Below are 16641 nucleotides of genomic sequence, written 5' to 3' on the forward strand. Positions count from 1 at the left end.
GAACCCCTCACGCTCTCGGGCGGAGGGGTTGTCTTCTTTCTGGGCAGGCAGGTACACGGGAGGATCGGCGATGACAGAAGGTGCAGCGGGCACCGAGACGGCTCCGGCCCACCGCTATACGGCGGCGGTGGCCGGGCAGATCGAGCGGCGCTGGCAGGACTACTGGGCCGACCACGGCAGCTACCGGGCGCCCAACCCCGCCGGCACGCTCGCCGAGGAGGGCGCGCCGCTGCCCTCGGACAAGCTGTTCGTGCAGGACATGTTTCCCTACCCGTCGGGTACGGGGCTGCACGTCGGCCACCCGCTCGGCTTCATCGGTACCGACGTCTACGCCCGTTACCACCGGATGACCGGCCGCAACGTGCTGCACACGATGGGCTTCGACGCGTTCGGCCTGCCCGCCGAGCAGTACGCGGCGCAGACCGGCACCCATCCGCGGACCACCACCGAGGCGAACATCGAGCGGTACCTGCAGCAGATCCGCAGGCTGGGCCTCGGTCACGACGAGCGGCGCCGGATCGCCACCACTGACGTCGAGTACTACCGCTGGACGCAGTGGATCTTCCTGCAGATCTTCAACTCGTACTACGACGAGGAGCAGGACAGGGCGCGGCCGATCGGCGAGCTGGAGAAGGAGTACGCCGAGGGCGTGCGCGCCACGCCGGACGGCCGGGCATGGTCCGAGCTGTCCCGCGTCGAGCAGCGCGAGATCATCGATGAGCACCGCCTGGTCTACATCTCCGAGGCGCCGGTCAACTGGGCACCGGGGCTGGGGACCGTGGTGGCCAACGAGGAGGTCACGGCGGACGGCCGCAGTGATCGCGGCAACTTCCCCGTGTTCCGCAAGAACCTGCGGCAGTGGATGATGCGCATCACCTCCTACGCCGACCGGCTGCTCGACGACCTGGACCGGCTGGACTGGCCGGAGAAGGTCAAGACCATGCAGCGCAACTGGATCGGTCGCTCCCGCGGCGCGAACGTGCGCTTCCCGGTGGACGGGAAGACCATCGAGGTCTTCACCACCCGGCCGGACACTCTCTTCGGCGCCACCTACATGGTGCTGGCGCCCGAGCACCCGCTGGTCGACGAGCTGACGGCCGAGGAGTGGCCGGCGAGCGCCGACGGCCAGACCGCTGTGGACGAGCGCTGGACCGGCGGTGCGACCACCCCTGCCGAAGCCGTCGCCGACTACCGCAGGCAGGCGTCCCGCAAGTCCGAGCTGGACCGGCAGGAGAGCAAGGAGAAGACCGGCGTGTTCATCGGCGCCTACGCGGTGAACCCGGTCAACGACGCGCGGATCCCGGTGTTCATCGCCGACTACGTGCTGATGGGCTACGGCACCGGCGCGATCATGGCGGTACCCGGGCAGGACCAGCGCGACTGGGACTTCGCGACCAAGTACGGCCTCGACATCATCCGCACGGTGCAGCCGGCCGAGGGCTTCGAGGGCGAGGCGTACACCGGGGACGGCCCCGCGATCAACTCCACCAACGCGGACCTGAGCCTGGACGGGCTGGGTATCGAGGACGCCAAGAAGGCCATCGTCGCGTGGCTGGAAGAGCACCGGCACGGCGAGGGCACCGTGCAGTACAAGCTGCGCGACTGGCTCTTCGCCCGGCAGCGGTACTGGGGCGAGCCGTTCCCGATCGTCTACGACGAGAACGGCCTGCCGATCGCGCTGCCGGAGGAGCACCTGCCGGTGGAGCTGCCCGACGTGGCCGACTACGCGCCGACGACGTTCGATCCGGACGACGCCGACTCGGAGCCGCAGCCGCCGCTGGCCAAGGCGACCGACTGGGTCGAGGTGACGCTCGACCTCGGTGACGGCCCGAAGAAGTACCGCCGCGACACCAACGTCATGCCGCAGTGGGCGGGCTCGTGCTGGTACCAGCTGCGCTACATCGACCCGGACAACCACGAGCGGTTCGTCGACCCGGAGAACGAGCGGTACTGGCTGGGCCCGCGACCCGCGGAGCACGGGGTGAACGACCCGGGCGGACTGGATCTCTACGTCGGCGGTGTCGAGCACGCCGTGCTGCACCTGCTCTACTCCCGGTTCTGGCACAAGGTGCTGTACGACCTGGGACACGTCTCCTCGGAGGAGCCGTACCGCAGGCTCTACAACCAGGGCTACATCCAGGCTTTCGCCTACACCGACTCGCGCGGTTTCTACGTGCCCGCCGAGGAGGTCGAGGAGAAGGACGGCAGGTTCTTCCACAACGGCGAAGAGGTCAAGCAGGAATACGGCAAGATGGGCAAGAGCCTGAAGAACGTCGTCACGCCGGACGAGATGTCCCGCAACTACGGCGCGGACACCTTCCGGTTCTACGAGATGTCGATGGGCCCGCTGGACGACTCCCGGCCATGGGCGACCAAGGACGTCGTCGGCTCCCACCGCTTCCTGCAACGGTTGTGGCGCCTGGTGGTCGACGAGGAGACCGGTGAGGTGCGGGTCGCCGACACGGAGCTGACCGACGACGACCGCAGGCAGCTGCACCGGACGATCGCGGGTGTCCGGGAGGACTACGCCGAGCTGCGGTTCAACACCGCAGGCGCGAAGCTGATCGAGCTGAACAACTACGTCACCAAGGTCTACGGCGCGGCCGCGGCGACACCGCGCGAGCTGGCCGAACCGCTGGTCCTGATGCTCGCGCCGATGTGCCCGCACGTCGCGGAGGAGCTGTGGAACCGGCTGGGACACCCGGACTCGCTGGTGCACGGCCCGTTCCCGGTGCCGGACGAGCAGTACCTCGTGGACGAGACCGTGGAGTACCCGATCCAGGTCAACGGCAAGGTGCGCTCGCGGGTCACCGTCGCCGCCGAAGCCGGCAAGGACGAGGTGCGGGCGGCCGCGCTGGCGGACGAGAAGATCGCCGCACTCCTCGACGGCGCCGAGCCACGCAAGGTGATCGTGGTCCCCGGCCGGCTGGTGAACGTGGTCCGCTAGCCACCAGGGCCGGTCGTGCCGCGTACGCCGCGTGGGCTACTCGCTGAGGAGCTGCTCGCGCAGGATGTCCGCGTGCCCGCAGTGCTGAGCGAGCTCACGCAACACGTGCAGGTACACCCAGCGCAGCGGGAGGGGGCCGCGCCGGTTGCCGTGCAGCAGGTCGTCCAGTCCGAGCGATGACGTCGCGCGGCGGGCCGCCTCGCATGCCTCGCGGTGCGCTCGCCGGACGGTGGCGATGGTGTCGCCTTCGTCGAGGACGAAAGACTCGTCCGGCGTCGCGGGGATGCCGATCTCGGCGCGCGGCCGGCACGTGACGGCTTCGTCGAACCAGACCTGCTCGACGAAGGTCGCGTGCTTCACCAGCCCCAGCAGCGTGGTCCGGGAGGGCACCAGGGACCGGCGCACCTGTTCCTCGGTCAGCTCGTCCAGGCAGGCGTTGAGCGCGGCGCGGTGCTCGTCGAGGAAGGCCTCGAACTGGTCGCGGGGCGCTCCGGCGATGGCATCCTCGGCGGACTTCGCCGGCAGGGAGGACATGCGCGAAGCATTCCAAGATCGTCGCCAGGGAGCAACGGGTATGTACGGTTACCGGGGTTCGGCGTCGAGGCCGATCTCCCTCGCCAGGTCGGCCAGCATCGCGTCGAAGAGGACGTCGGGCTTCGACACCGGAATCGGGTAGTTGCCGAAGACCTCGAGCGTGACGTGGCCGTACAGCCGCGCCCAGAACTGCATCATCAGGTAGGTCGTGCCCAGGGTGAGCCTGCCCTCGGGCACCCGCAGCCCCGCCTCCGTGGCGGCGGAGAGCAGGTCGTCGCGGTACGCGGCCAGGTCGTCGTGCAGCTCGGGCGGGACGATGTCGTCCGCCGGGGTGGCCAGCTCGTGCGCCACCAGCACGTGGCCCGCCGCCCTGAGGAAGGCCCGGCCGAACGGTTCGGTCACCTGCTTGAGCGTCGCCACGCTGCCCGCCGCGGACCCGACCCCGCCGGTCGGCGAGGCGAACACGAGCGTGAACTCCTTCGTGTGGGTCAGTGCCCACCGCCGGAAGCCCCTGCAGATCGCGAAGAGCTGTAGTGCGGCGTCGTCGGGCAGCTCGCCCACCTCCGCGGCGAGCTGGTCGCCGAGGTCGGCGATCACGTCCCGCCGCAGGTGTTCCACGAGGTCGTCGCGCGAGCCGTAGTACCGGTACAGCGCGGGCGCGGTGATGCCGAGCTCGCGGGCGATCGCGCGCAGCGTCACCGACTCCGGACCGTGCTCGACGAGCAGCGTGCGCGCGGTCTGCCTGATGTCGTGGTCGGTCGCCGCGCGCTCGCGGACCCGCCGTGCCGGCCTGTTCATGACGGGCCCCGCCTACGCTGCCGGTTCTCCCGATCCATGGGAACGAGTCTAGAGGTTCGGGCGCCGCCGGCACCGATCACTCGGGGGGCTACGTGACCGGTGCCGGCGACCCGATGTCCGGCCGGCAGTCCTGGGGACCGGGGCCGAACAACACCCCGCGCGAACGCGGTGGTGCAGTGGAGAGCCCACCGAGACCGCGACCATGACGTCCCGGCTCGGAACTCACCCGAAAGGGTGAGTCTCGGCGAGCACCTCGCCTGATTGTCGCATCGCGAGGGCCAAAAGTTACAAAAATCTTCACGTACGGCTCGGGCCGGCGGCTGAACAGGTCCGGCCGGGTGTTCTGGCACGCTCGACCCCATGACCGCTCGCGTTCTCGTCGTCGGATCGGCCAATGCGGACCTCGTCGTCGCGGCTGACCGCCGCCCCGGCGGCGGCGAGACCGTGCTGGGCGGGGACACCCGTGTGCTGCCCGGCGGCAAGGGTGCCAACACCGCGGTCGCGGCGGCTCGGCTGGGCGCCGACGTGGCGCTGCTCGGCGCGGTCGGCGACGACGGCCACGGCCGTATCCTGCTCGACTCGCTGCGCGGCTCGGGGGTGCGGACGGACCTGGTGCGGGTGGTCGACCGGCCGACCGGCGTCGCGTACATCACCGTGACCCCGGACGGGGAGAACTCGATCCTCGTCTCGCCGGGTGCGAACCACGAGCTGGAGCCCGGCGACGTCGACGGCGCGCTCGCGAGCGCCAGGGTCCTGGCGGCCTCGATGGAGATCCCGCTGCCGACCGTCGAGCACGCGGTGGCCGCCGCGGCCGGAGCGGGCGTGCGCACGGTGCTGAACCTCTCCCCGGTGGCGGAGGTGTCCGCCAGCACGCTGGCCGCACTCGACGTCCTGCTGGTGAACGAGCACGAGGCGGCCTGGCTGCTGGGGTCGCGGTCGGCCGGGCCGGAGCGGTTGCTCGACCTCGGTCCCCGCTCGGCCGTGGTAACCCGCGGTGGCAGGGGTGCCCTCGTGGTCACCGCAGCCGGGGTGGCCGAGGTGGAGCCGCCCGCCGTCGACCCGGTCGACACCACCGGCGCCGGGGACGCCTTCGCCGGAGCGCTGGCCCGCGCGCTCGCCGACGGCGCCGGGCTCGCCGACGCCGCCCGCAGCGCGGTCCGGGTGGCCGCGGTCTCGGTGACCCGGCACGGAGCGCAGCCCTCCTACCCGACGGCGGCCGAATTCGAACGCCGATAGCAGAGACTAAGGTGTCTCCGGGGCGGCAAGCGACGGTCCCTTGGAGGAACATGTACCGCTATGGTCTAGACCATGTCTGATGCACAGCTCTCCGGAGTAGCCGTGAGCCCGGGCCGGGCGAGTGGCCCGGTCGTCCGGGTCACCGAACCGCTCGGTGAGCCGGCCAGCACCCCCGCCCCGGACGATCTGCACGCCGAGGCAGCGCGCATCGCGCCCGCGGCGCAGGCCGTGGTGTCCCGCCTCGAGGCAAAGGCCGAGGCGGCGACCGGTGACGCGGCGACCATTCTCAGCACCACGGCCGCGATGGCGGGCGACCCGGCGCTGGTCAGCCAGGCCGAGCAGCTGGTGACCGCGCAGAACATCCCCGCGGCCAGGGCCGTCTACGAGGCGGCGGGCAGCTTCACGCACGCGCTCGCGACCGCAGGCGGCTACATGGCCGAGCGTGTTCGTGACATCGAGGACGTCCGGGACCGGATCATCGCCGAACTGCTGGGCGTCGAGCCGCCCGGTGTCCCCGAGCTCGAACGGCCGAGCGTGCTGGTCGCCCGCGACCTCGCGCCCGCCGACACGGCGGGCCTCGACCCGGCCCTCGTGCTGGCGCTCGCCACCGAGGAGGGCGGGCCGACCAGCCACACGGCCATCCTCGCCCGCTCACTCGGCATCCCCGCGGTCGTCGCGGTGCGCGGCCTGCTTTCCTTCGGCGCCAAGGCGCTGGCCGTCGACGGCGACACCGGCGCGATCGAGGAGGTCGACCCTGGCGCCCCCGCGGTGGCCGCAGTGTCGGCCGGCGCCTTCGACTGGGACGGCGCAGGGCGGACCTCCGACGGGCACCTGGTCAAGGTGCTCGGCAACGTCGGGGCGCCGCCGGACGCGCACGCCGCGGCCGAAGCCGGTGCCGAGGGGGTCGGCCTGTTCCGCACCGAGTTCTGCTACCTGGACGCGGCCGACGAGCCGTCGGTGGAGGAGCAGCGGGCCGCCTACGCCGCCGTGCTCGAACCGTTCCGCGGCAAGCCGGTCATCGTGCGCACGCTCGACGCCGGTGCCGACAAGCCCCTCGCCTTCCTCTCCCCGGAGGCGGAGCCGAACCCGGCCCTCGGTGTCCGGGGCGTGCGCGTGGCCTTCGACCGGCCGGACGTGCTCGACCGCCAGCTCGAGGCCATCGCAGGCGCGGCGGCCGACTCCGGCGCGGACGTGTCGGTGATGGCTCCGATGGTGGCGACGGCCGAGGAGGCGTCCTGGTTCGCCGACCGGGTGCGGGCCGCGGGAGTGGCGCGCGCGGGCGTGATGATCGAGATACCCGCGGCGGCGCTCACCGCGACGGAGGTCCTCGATGCCGTCGACTTCGTGTCGGTCGGCACCAACGACCTCGCCCAGTACACGTTCGCGGCCGACCGCCAGCTCGGTGCCGTCGCCAAGCTCAACGACCCGTGGCAGCCGGGCCTGCTCCGGTTGATCGCACTCATCGGCGACGCGGCCCGCGAGACGGGCAAGCCGGCGGGCGTGTGCGGCGAGGCGGCGGCCGACCCGCTGCTCGCCAGGGTGCTCACGGGGGTCGGTGTGACGAGCCTTTCGATGAACGCGGCGTCCGTGCGCGCGGTCGGCGCGACCCTGGCCGGTGCCTCCCTCGCCGACTGCGAGCGGGCGGCGCAGGCGGCACTCGGCGCACCGACCGCGGCGGCGGCTCGCACGGCGGCGAAGGACGCCTGAGCGACCGCTACGAGAGCTACGAGAACAGCCCCCGGCGGGGGTAGCGCAGGGTCAGCGAGCCGCCGTGCACGCGGCCGCTGAAGACGAACCGGGGTGTGCCCGGCTTGCCGTTCGAGTTGGTCTTGTCGTCCAGCGAGCCCCACTTCACCTCGGTGATCCCGTTGGTGTCGACCACCGCGTTATCGGGAACCGTCACCGCCACCGAGTTCCACTTGGTGTCCAGCTCGACGTGGATCACCGGTGCGCTCAGCTCGGCCTCGCTGAAGTCGAGCTTGGTCTCGCCGTACTTGTTGCGCACCAGCACCTGAGGCGGGACGTACCAGCGGCCCTTGCGGACCAGCGAGGAGCCGTGCGCCTTGAGCTCCAGCCGTTCGCCCGCGGGTACCGGGATCCCTGGCGCCGGTGCGGCGGAAGGCAGCGGCGGCGCCGGTGCCACGGCATCCCGGTGCACGAGTCCCGGCAGGTCGGCGAGCACGGCGTTCAGCTCACCACGGGTCCGTGCCGCCAGTGCGATGTCGGTGCGCTCGGTGAACTCGTCCAGGTCGAGCATCCCCCGCCCGATCGCCTTCTGCAGCAGCCCGACCACGTGCTCCCGCTCCCGGTCGGAGACCCGCAGGTTCCGCGCCCGCTGCAGCTCGTCCGGTACCTCGGTGCCGCTCGCCTCTTCGCTCTCACCCACGGCGATGATGCTAGGGCGCGGCGGCCAAGGGCGGATCCGGGAAAAACCCGGAGAAGCTCCGGGGTCAGTCCTCTTCGGCGTCGAGCCCGTGCTCGATCGCGTAGCGGGCCAGCTCCACCCGGTTGTGCAGGTGCAGCTTGCGCAGCGTCGACTGCACGTGGTTCTCCACGGTGCGGTGCGAGATCACCAGCCGGTCGGCGATCTGCCGGGCGGTCAGCCCCTTGGCGACCTGCCGCAGCACCTCGGTCTCCCGCTCGGTGAGCCGCGGCGGCGGTTCGCCCTCTGCCGGGGCGTCGGCCATCCGCCGGTACTCGCCCAGCACCAGCCCCGCCAGCCCCGCGGTGAACACGGTGTCGCCCGCGGCGGTGCGGCGCACGGCGTCCACGAGCTCAGGGACGGAGGCCGACTTCACCAGGTAGCCGGACGCGCCTGCCTTGACCGCTTCCAGTACGTCACTGTGCTCGCCGCTGGCCGAGAGCACGAGCACCCGTGTGCCCGGCAGTTCGCCGGTGATCGACCGGGTCGCCTGCACGCCCGACGTGTTGCCCAGGTTGAGGTCCATCAGCACGACGTCGGGCCGCACGGTGCGGGCGATCCGGACCGCGGCGTCGCCGTCCGGGGCGGTGGCACGGACCTCGAAGCCGTGCTCGCCGAGGTCCCTGGCCACGCCGTCACGCCAGATCGGGTGGTCGTCGACCACCATCACCGAGACCGTCATCGGCCGCTCCCCGCGCGTCTGCTCCGCTCCGGCCGGCGTGGCACCCGGATCTCCCACTCGGTCCCGGCGCCGGGTGCGGTCTCCAGCGTGCTGGTGCCGCCGAGTTCGGCCACCCGGCCGCGGATCGACTGCGCGACACCGAGCCTGCCGTGTGACTGCGCGAGCTCCAGCCTGCCCGGCGCGATGCCGGGGCCGTCGTCCCTGATCGTCACCACGATCTCCTCTCCGAGATCCTCCAGCAGCACCCAGGCCCTCGCCGTGGGCCCGGCGTGCTCGTCCACGTTGGACAGCGCCTCCCTTGCGACGGCGACGAGCTCGGTGACGGTTCCCTCCGGCAGCGGCACTTCACCCGCCGGTGCGGACACCTGCACCCGCGACGTGGCGAGCAGCTGCAGCGCGGAGCGCAGATCGGTGCTGCCGCCGCCGCTCGACCGGCCGGACCCTGTCGTCACGAGCGCCCGCAGCGCGATCTCCTGCTCTCCGGCGAGCCGGGCCAGCTCGGCGGCCTCCCCGCCGAGCTCGCCGCCGCGGCGCCGGACCCTGGCCAGCACCTGCAACACGCTGTCGTGGATGGAGCGGGCGAGCCGCTCCCGCTCCGCGTTCGCCGCCTCGGTGCGCATGGCCTGCGCGAGTGCCGTCTGCGAGCGCCGCGCCGTCGTCGCGGTGACCCCGATGAGCAGCCCGCTCGCGGTGAGCAGCACTCCGTCCCGCGCGACGTCGAGGTCCACGCCCAGCCGGGCCACCCCGGTCGAGACGGCAACCACGAGCCCGGCCAGCACGCCGCCGGTGGCACCGAACCTCGCTCCCGCGACCAGTGGCGGCACGGCCGCCCAGACCGTCGTGATCAGCGGCGCGGTCTCGGCGTACTGCGCGTCCGAGAGCACGAGCGGCGAGGTCAGCATGATCGCGCAGGTCACGGCCACGTCCGCCAGCACGAGGCTGCGCAGGCGCAGTGCCTCCCGGGAGAAGGACAGGCTGGTGCACACGGTCCAGGCCGTCATCGCGGCCAGCGCGGTCCACGCCAACCATTCGCGCTCGTACTCGGTGCGGTGCACGAGCACCACCCCGGCGGCGAAGACGAGCGTGACCACCCGGAGCGCGATCGTGCCCCACCACAGCGGCGTCGCAGGATCGCGCCCGGTCATCGCTGTTCGGTGGGCGTCTCGTCGGTCTCCTCGGTCGTCTCGGTACCCGTGGCCTCCGGCTGGGCCCCGTCGGCACGGAGCACGTCCACGGCGTTCGGATCGGGGTCGCGCTCGTTCACCAGCGACTTGATCCCGGCGTTGAGCACGGCCAGCAGGGGCACCGCCAGCAGCGCGCCCGGAATGCCGGCGGTGACCAGACCGGCCGCGATGGCGAGGATGACGGCCAGTGGGTGCAGTTTGACGGCCCGGCCGAGCAGCAGCGGCTGGAGCACGTGGCTCTCCAGTTGCATCACGCCGATGACGATGGCCAGCACCACCAGTGCGGTGACGATGCCGTTGGTCACCAGCGCGACCAGCACGGCGACGGCGCCCGCCACCACGGCACCGACGATCGGCACGAAAGCGCTGAGGAACACCAGCGTCGCCAGCGGGATCACCAACGGCACACCGACGATCCACAGCCCGACACCGATGCCGACCGCGTCCACCACCGCGACGGCGGCCGTGGCCCGCACATAACTGACGAGTGAGGCGAACCCGCGCCGTCCCGCCGTGTCGACGCGCACCCGCACGGGCGCGGGAACGCCGCGGGTCAGGAACGTCCAGATCCGCTCGCCGCTGACCAGGAAGAAGATGAGGATGAACAGGGTGAGCAGGAAGCCGGTGAGGATCTCGCCGACCGTGCTCGCCGTCGTGAGCGCGCCCGCGGTGAGCGATGCCTGGTTCTGCTGGATCAGCCCGATGGCCTGGTTGATGAAGTCCTCGATCTGGGTCTGCCGCAGGTGCAGCGGACCGTTGATCAGCCAGTCCTCGATCTGGCTCAGGCTCTCGTTGATCTGCTGCTGCAGGGCGGGCAGCCCTTCGGTGAACTGGATGATGACGAAGGTCAGCAGGCCACCGACCGCGCCGAGGCCGCCGATCATGACCAGTCCGGTGGCGAGCGCGCGCGGCACACGGGCCCGCACCAATCGCTGTACCGCAGGCGCCAGGAGCGCGGCGAGCAACAACGCGATCGAAAGCGGGATCACGACCACCGACAGGTAGCCGATCATCCACACGATGACGTACAGCGCCGCGATCACCATGAGGAAGCGCCACGAGAGCGCCGCGCCGATGCGCAGGCCCCGGGGCACCGCTCCGGTCACGTCCTCATCTTCCGAGATAACCGGGATTCTCGACCGTTTCTCACTCACTTGCACACCTTATCGGTGCCTGCAGGCGGCAACGTGCCGAACGCGCGGGTAACCCGGACGGCAGTGCACCGATCACCTGTCGTTACAGCCGCCCACACTCTGTGTTCTTCACACGATCGTGCAGTCAAGTCGTGTTGAAGGTGCGTGCGGCCTCCCGAGTTTGCCAATCTCGGTGGCACACGAGCAGTACGTGCTTGGTTGAGCACGACGCGCAGTCATCCCCAGGCGCGACCGAATCACTCGAAACGAACGTACCGGCAGGAGATCTGTGGCCACCACGGCAGCGACGGAGCGGAGCGGCGCGGAACGCGCCCGCCGCTGGTGGTCGCGTGCTCTCGTGGTGGTCGGTGGCGCCCTGGCCGGTACCGCCGCCGCATGGGCGCTCGCCACCGCGACCGCCGCCGCGGCGCCCTCCTCCGGGCACGACACCTTCACGGGTCCTGCCGTCACCGCCGTGCAGCACGGCGAGAACGAGGGTGACCTGCTCGGCGAGACGACCGGCGTGGACGTCACCCCGGTCGCCGATGCGACCGTCGACGGGCTGGGCCGGGTCGTTTCCGGCGCGGCCGGCCTGACCGGTGACGTGAGTGCCGCCGTTCCGGCGACCGGGAACGGCGAGGGCACCGGAGGCACAGACACCGGAAAGGCCAAGGACGCCGGGGAGACCGAGGCCACCGAGGCCACCGAGGCCACCGCGCAGACCCACGGCACCGAGCCCGCCGAGGTCGACCGTGCGGTCACGCGCTTCTGCGACGAGGCGTTGCTGCGGCCCGCGCACAAGACGCTCGGCGCGGTCGAGCAGGCCGTGCGCAGCCCCCGGGACGCGAAGCAGATCATCGAACGCGGGCTCACCCCCTCGAAGCGGGTGCAGGACTTCGGCGAGAAGGTGTGGGACGCGTTCGCCCCCGGCGCCGAGGATCTCGTCGATCTTCCCGAGCTGCCCGCTCTCCCCGGTGCGGACGATTCCACGGGTCCGTTGCCCGGTGCGTTGCCGGACGCCGCGCCCGCCACCGGCGCCGCGCCGCAGACCGCGCCCGCCGCGATGCCGTCGGTCACGCAGAACGACGCGTTCGCGTTGAACGCGATGACCTCGCCCGATTCCCTCGCCGACGCCGCTGCCGACTCGCAGCGTTCCGGTGACGCGGGTAAGGATTCCACGCCGGTCTCTCCGGTGCGGCCGCTGGCTCCGCTCGCGATGCCGGCCCCCGCGGGCGGCACCGCCGGCGGTTTTCATGTCGACGGCCCGCTGTTCGGCGTTCCCGCCAACAGCCTGGCCGCTTCCTACGACGCCGTGCACGGTTCGATCCGTGCCGGTGTCCGGCACCTGCCGATCCAACCGGGTTCGCAGCCCGGCGTGACGCCCGACTGAATGTCGCCGCGGGGTCGCTGACGCCGCACCGCCGCGATTTCTCTTCGTCGGCTCGCGTCCGCTGAATCTCCCCGCGTTTCCTCCCGCGGTGCGCGCTCGCGCATCCGCAGCCCGCCGGGCTCCCGTGTGTCCCCGGACGGTGCGAAACCCCAAGAACCCCGTAAGGGAACCAAGGAAAAGGAGAACACCTCACTATGCAGACCTGGGCGAAGCGCGGAATCCAGACCGCGCTGGTCACCGGTGGTTTGCTGATGCTGGGTACCGGCATCGCTTCTGCCAACGAGAACGTGGACCCGGACGCTCCGGCCGGGCCGCTCGACCTCACTGCCAGCGTTCCGATCGACATCGCGGACAACGCCGTGGGCACCCCGGGGGGACAGGTGAACCTCCCCGGTTACCAGGGCGAGGTCAGCACGAAGCCGGTCACGGACGTGGTGAACAAGGCCGCCGCGCCGGTGAGCAAGGCCTCGACCCCGGCCGCGAAGGCCACCGCACCGGTCACCGAGCCGCTGAACAAGGCCGCCGGCATGGTCGGCCAGGCGGGCTCGACCATCAGCGGCGCCACCGGCCAGGCCACCCCGGCGCAGGAGCGTCAGGCGAGTGCTCCGTCGGTGGACGCGACGGACGACCCGTTCCAGGGCAACAAGGTCGTCGGCAACGTCGCGCTGCCGATCCAGATCACCGGTAACGCGGTGGGCGTCCTCGGCGACGCCGAGGTGGACTCGGACAACTCGCAGTCCTACGCGCACAACAGCGATGTGAGCACCAGCGGCGCGGGCGGCGGTCTTGCCGGCAACGTGGTGGCCCTCGACTGGGCGCTTCCGGTGCAGATCTCCGGTAACGCCGGTGGCCTGTTCGGCAGCGGCAAGACCTCGGGCAGCGCCGAGCAGAGCGCGGCGACCACGGGCGACATCGAGACCGACGGCACCAACGGCGGGCTCGCGGGCAACGTCGTCAGCCCGCAGTTCGCCACCCCGGTCCAGCTTTCGGGCAACGCGCTCGGCTGGTTCCTCGGCCACGCCGAGACGGACTTCGACGCTGAGAGCGAAGCCGAGTCCGGCGGCTACATCATCACCCACGGCGACAAGGGCGCCGGCGCCGGAAACGTGGTCGGCGCGCCGATCGCGCTGCCGGTGCGGGCCGCGAACAACGCCGCGGCGTGGGGCGGCGACGCCGACGCCAACGGCGCCTCCGAGGTGGAGGCCATCGCGGGCGGCACCACGCCGGGAATGAAGGACATCCCCGCGTTCATCCAGACCGACGGCGACGACTCGTTCCTCTCCGGCAACATCGCGCAGCCTCAGGGTGCGCTGCTCGGGTCGGTCACCGGCGTCGCGGGCGCCTGGATCGGCAACGCCGTCACCGGCGACTCCGACGAGCGGGCCGCTGCGGGCACCAGCTCCGAGGCCGAGATGCAGGCCGGTGGCTTCTCCAGCACCAGCGGCGAGAACGCGGGCGCCTCCGGCAACATCGCCGACCTGCCCGTCGCACTGCCCGTCGAGCTGTTCGGCATCGGTGGCACGTGGATCGGCAACGCGCACGCCAAGGGCCACGAGAACACCACCAGCGCCACCGCCGGCGAGGGCACCTACTCCAACGGTGACGGCTCGGTGCTCTCCGCCAACACCGTGACCGGTCAGGTCGCCTCCACCGTCGAGGCCTTCGGCATCGGCGGCTCCTGGATCGGCAACGCCTCGGGCACCGCGTCCGAGGAGAAGAACGTCCAGTCCGGTCAGTACAACGGCACGCGCGGCAACGACTCGGCCGGGTCGGGCAACCTGGTGCAGGTCCCGGTGGCCGGTCCCGTCGAGGTGTTCGGCGTCGGCGGCTCCTGGATCGGCCAGGGCTACGGCACCGCCGAGGAGACCAAGCGCGTCAAGGCCGGCGGCGGTGGCAACACCGACGACGACAACGGCTTCCTCGCCGCGAACCTGATCTCAACGCCGCTGTCCGCGCCCGCGCAGATCTTCGGCGTCGGCGGCACGTGGATCGGCAACGGCCACGGCGAGGCGACCGCCGACACCATCTCGGAGGCGGGCGGAGACGTCCACGCCAACGGCAAGAAGGGCACCGGTTCGGGCAACATCGGCTTCGTGCCGGTCTCCCTGCCCGCACAGGCGCACGGCATCGGCGGCTCCTGGATCGGCAACGGCAGCGGCACCAGCGAGAACCTGACCGACTCGCTCGCCGGCGGCGACGCCAGCACCACGGGTGAGGGCGGCTCGGTCGCCGGAAACGTCGTGCAGGTTCCGGCGGGCGCCGCGGCGACCCTGTTCGGCCTCGGCGCCAGCTGGGTCGGCACCGGTCACGGCGACGCCACCAACGACGTCGTTTCCGTCGCGGGCGGTGACACCGAGACCAACGGTGACGGCGGCTCCATCGCCGGGAACGTGCTGAGCGCACAGGGCCTGCCGATCGCGCAGGCCTTCGGCGACGCCGCGAGCCTCACCGCGGTGGCCACCGGCACCGGCTACAACACCACCGACGTGACCTCGGGCGGCGACATCGCCACCTCGGGTGAGGGTGGTGCGATCTCCGGCGACATCTTCGACGTTCCCGTCGCCGCGGTCGCGCAGGTCTTCGGTGTCGCGGCCTCGGTCGGCGGCGTGGCACACGCCGTCGCGGACAACAACACCGTCGGCACGGTCGGTGGCGACACCACCACCTCCGGGCCGATGGACGCGCTGTCCGGGCTGAACGAGCAGCACCCGCTGGGCGCTCTCGTGCAGGTCTACGACATCCCGCTGGGCCTGCTGGCGGTCGTGTCCTCCACGACCACCAACGTGACGGACATCTCGGTCGCCGGTGAGGAGCCGCAGATCAACCTGCCGATCACCGGGTCGGAGCTGCCCGCGACGGGGCTGCCCAGCCTGCGTGGCCTGCCCACCGCGTCGAGCCTGCCGTCGGCGTCGAGCCTGCCGAGCGCGTCGAGCCTGCCCACGGGCCTGCCGAGCGCGTCGAGCCTGCCCACGGGCCTGCCGAGCGTGTCGAGCCTGCCCCTCGGTGAGCGGTCCGCGGAGCGTGCCGACCTGCCGGGCACCCCGGAGCTGCCGGGTCTTCCCCAGGTGAACACGCTGCCGGTCGAGCTGCTTCCGGTCGACCTGCCGACGGGGCTGGCCACCGGCGAGCGTGCCGACGTGCCTGCCGTGCCCGGCGTGCCCGGCGTGCCGAGCCTGCCGGGGCTGTCCGCCCTGCCGGGTGCCGGTGACCTGGGTGCCGTTCCGGCGCTGCCCGCGCTGGACGCCGGTTCGCTGACCCCGCAGGCGGACCTGCCCGCGCTGCCGTCGCTCGACTCGACCCCGCTGGGCTCCGGCCCGATGGGTTCGTTCGCGGGCGTGCTCGACGGTGTCAGCGTGAACTCGCTCAACGTCTGATCGCACACTGATCTGACCGAGTAGCACACACGGGCCGGGCCCGGGAGCGAACGAGCTCCCGGGCCCGGCCTTCTCCGTGCCCGCGGCCGGATCAGCCGAGCTGCACGGAGCGCTTGGCGAGGCCGAACCAGTAGCCGTCGATCGCCGTGCGCGGCGGACCGCTGGCCTCGCCCGCGCCGAGGGAGACGAACAGCGGCGCGAAGTGCTCGATCCGCGGATGGGCCAGTCGCGCCGCGGGCGCCTTGCGCTCGAAGTCGAGCAGTGCGTCGATGTCTCCGCTGCCGAGCACCTGTTCTCCCCACAGGTCGAACTCGGCCGACCAGGCGGGCGGGGCTCCGGCGCTGTCGCCGACCGACTGCAGCACCTGCAGGTTGTGGGTGAAGAAACCGCTGCCGACGATCAGTACGCCCTCGTCGCGCAGCGGCGCCAGCCTGCGCCCGAGGGCGAACAGCTCACGGGGGTCGAGCGAGGGCATGGAGATCTGGAGCACCGGGATGTCGGCGTCCGGGAACATCTCCACGAGCGGTACGTAAGCGCCGTGGTCGAGGCCGCGATCGGGGGCGTCGCGCACCGGTGCCCGGCCGCCGCGCAGGAGCCCGCGCACGGTGGCGGCCAGCTCCGGTGCCCCGGGGGCCGGGTAGCGCACCTGGTAGTAGTGCTCGGGGAATCCCCAGAAGTCGTAGACCAGCGGCACGGTGGTGGTCGCGCCGATCGTCAGCGGTGCCTCCTCCCAGTGCGCGGAGACGACGAGGATCGCGGTCGGCCTGCGCAGCCCGGCCGACCACTCGGCGAGCTGGCGAGTCCAGGTCGGGTCGTCCGCGAGCGGTGGCGCGCCGTGGCTGAGGTAGAGCACCGGCATCCGGTCGGCGGTCGCGACCATCGCACCTCCAATTGAAGATTCAACTAGTATAGCCGACAGCCGCCGTCACCGCACGCGGCTT

At 71.8% G+C, this 16641-nt stretch carries 12 protein-coding genes; 5 read left to right on the forward strand and 7 right to left on the reverse strand.

What is annotated here, in order from left to right; all coding sequences use genetic code 11:
- Nucleotides 1-70 precede the first annotated feature (70 nt).
- Nucleotides 71-2947 (forward strand): leucine--tRNA ligase, encoded by a 2877-nt coding sequence (locus tag JAP66_RS00240; protein ID WP_199428860.1) that lies wholly within the window; start codon nt 71-73, stop codon nt 2945-2947.
- Nucleotides 2948-2983: 36 nt separating this feature from the next.
- Here the strand turns inward: JAP66_RS00240 and JAP66_RS00245 are convergent, their stop codons facing one another.
- Together JAP66_RS00245 and JAP66_RS00250 are read right to left on the reverse strand one after the other, a co-directional pair.
- Nucleotides 2984-3481, reverse strand: a complete 498-nt coding sequence (locus tag JAP66_RS00245; protein ID WP_199428863.1) for a DinB family protein — start codon at nt 3479-3481, stop codon at nt 2984-2986.
- 48 nt (nt 3482-3529) lie between these two features.
- Nucleotides 3530-4279 carry a TetR/AcrR family transcriptional regulator gene (locus JAP66_RS00250; RefSeq protein ID WP_199428876.1) on the reverse strand — a complete coding sequence of 250 codons (750 nt, stop codon included), beginning with the start codon at nt 4277-4279 and terminating at the stop codon, nt 3530-3532.
- Between the two features lie 360 nt (nt 4280-4639).
- On the opposite strand from JAP66_RS00250, the gene JAP66_RS00255 reads away from it, so the two are divergent.
- Complete coding sequence (locus JAP66_RS00255) at nt 4640-5515, forward strand: ribokinase (RefSeq protein WP_199428878.1); 876 nt, start codon at nt 4640-4642, stop codon at nt 5513-5515.
- A gap of 72 nt (nt 5516-5587) precedes the next feature.
- Nucleotides 5588-7222 carry a phosphoenolpyruvate--protein phosphotransferase gene (gene ptsP / locus JAP66_RS00260; protein ID WP_199428886.1) on the forward strand — a complete coding sequence of 545 codons (1635 nt, stop codon included), beginning with the start codon at nt 5588-5590 and terminating at the stop codon, nt 7220-7222.
- Between the two features lie 16 nt (nt 7223-7238).
- Here the strand turns inward: ptsP and JAP66_RS00265 are convergent, their stop codons facing one another.
- From JAP66_RS00265 to JAP66_RS00280, 4 genes are all read right to left on the reverse strand, one after another.
- Nucleotides 7239-7901, reverse strand: coding sequence for a DUF1707 SHOCT-like domain-containing protein (locus JAP66_RS00265; protein ID WP_199428888.1), 663 nt, complete (start codon nt 7899-7901; stop codon nt 7239-7241).
- Between the two features lie 64 nt (nt 7902-7965).
- Nucleotides 7966-8619: a response regulator gene (locus JAP66_RS00270; protein ID WP_199428890.1), complete on the reverse strand. Its 654-nt coding sequence runs from the start codon at nt 8617-8619 to the stop codon at nt 7966-7968.
- Nucleotides 8616-9764: a MacS family sensor histidine kinase gene (gene macS, locus JAP66_RS00275; protein WP_199428892.1), complete on the reverse strand. Its 1149-nt coding sequence runs from the start codon at nt 9762-9764 to the stop codon at nt 8616-8618. Before macS ends, JAP66_RS00270 begins: the two co-directional genes overlap by 4 nt.
- Entirely contained in the window at nt 9761-10909 is a 1149-nt protein-coding gene (locus tag JAP66_RS00280) for an AI-2E family transporter (protein ID WP_307849376.1), read from the reverse strand. The genes macS and JAP66_RS00280 overlap by 4 nt, the downstream gene beginning before the upstream one ends.
- 316 nt (nt 10910-11225) lie before the next feature.
- On the opposite strand from JAP66_RS00280, the gene JAP66_RS00285 reads away from it, so the two are divergent.
- Both JAP66_RS00285 and JAP66_RS00290 read left to right on the forward strand, forming a co-directional pair.
- Nucleotides 11226-12326, forward strand: coding sequence for a hypothetical protein (locus JAP66_RS00285; RefSeq protein WP_199428893.1), 1101 nt, complete (start codon nt 11226-11228; stop codon nt 12324-12326).
- 194 nt (nt 12327-12520) lie between these two features.
- Complete coding sequence (locus JAP66_RS00290) at nt 12521-15700, forward strand: beta strand repeat-containing protein (protein ID WP_199428894.1); 3180 nt, start codon at nt 12521-12523, stop codon at nt 15698-15700.
- A 91-nt stretch (nt 15701-15791) separates the two neighbouring features.
- Here the strand turns inward: JAP66_RS00290 and JAP66_RS00295 are convergent, their stop codons facing one another.
- On the reverse strand, nt 15792-16580 hold the full coding sequence (locus JAP66_RS00295) for a dioxygenase family protein (protein ID WP_199428895.1): 789 nt from the start codon (nt 16578-16580) through the stop codon (nt 15792-15794).
- Between the last annotated feature and the right edge of the window lie 61 nt (nt 16581-16641).

The sequence above is a fragment of the Qaidamihabitans albus genome (genome assembly GCF_016464705.1).
GTDB lineage: Bacteria > Actinomycetota > Actinomycetes > Mycobacteriales > Pseudonocardiaceae > Qaidamihabitans > Qaidamihabitans albus.

What these genes read in the sequence shown, in the direction of transcription:
- JAP66_RS00290 (WP_199428894.1), top strand. Translation starts at nt 12,521, where the DNA reads ATGCAGACCTGGGCGAAGCGCGGAATCCAGACCGCGCTGGTCACCGGT.
- macS (WP_199428892.1), bottom strand. Translation starts at nt 9,764, where the DNA reads ATGACCGGGCGCGATCCTGCGACGCCGCTGTGGTGGGGCACGATCGCG.
- JAP66_RS00270 (WP_199428890.1), bottom strand. Translation starts at nt 8,619, where the DNA reads ATGACGGTCTCGGTGATGGTGGTCGACGACCACCCGATCTGGCGTGAC.
- ptsP (WP_199428886.1), top strand. Translation starts at nt 5,588, where the DNA reads ATGTCTGATGCACAGCTCTCCGGAGTAGCCGTGAGCCCGGGCCGGGCG.
- JAP66_RS00245 (WP_199428863.1), bottom strand. Translation starts at nt 3,481, where the DNA reads ATGTCCTCCCTGCCGGCGAAGTCCGCCGAGGATGCCATCGCCGGAGCG.
- JAP66_RS00240 (WP_199428860.1), top strand. Translation starts at nt 71, where the DNA reads ATGACAGAAGGTGCAGCGGGCACCGAGACGGCTCCGGCCCACCGCTAT.
- JAP66_RS00250 (WP_199428876.1), bottom strand. Translation starts at nt 4,279, where the DNA reads ATGAACAGGCCGGCACGGCGGGTCCGCGAGCGCGCGGCGACCGACCAC.
- JAP66_RS00295 (WP_199428895.1), bottom strand. Translation starts at nt 16,580, where the DNA reads ATGGTCGCGACCGCCGACCGGATGCCGGTGCTCTACCTCAGCCACGGC.
- JAP66_RS00255 (WP_199428878.1), top strand. Translation starts at nt 4,640, where the DNA reads ATGACCGCTCGCGTTCTCGTCGTCGGATCGGCCAATGCGGACCTCGTC.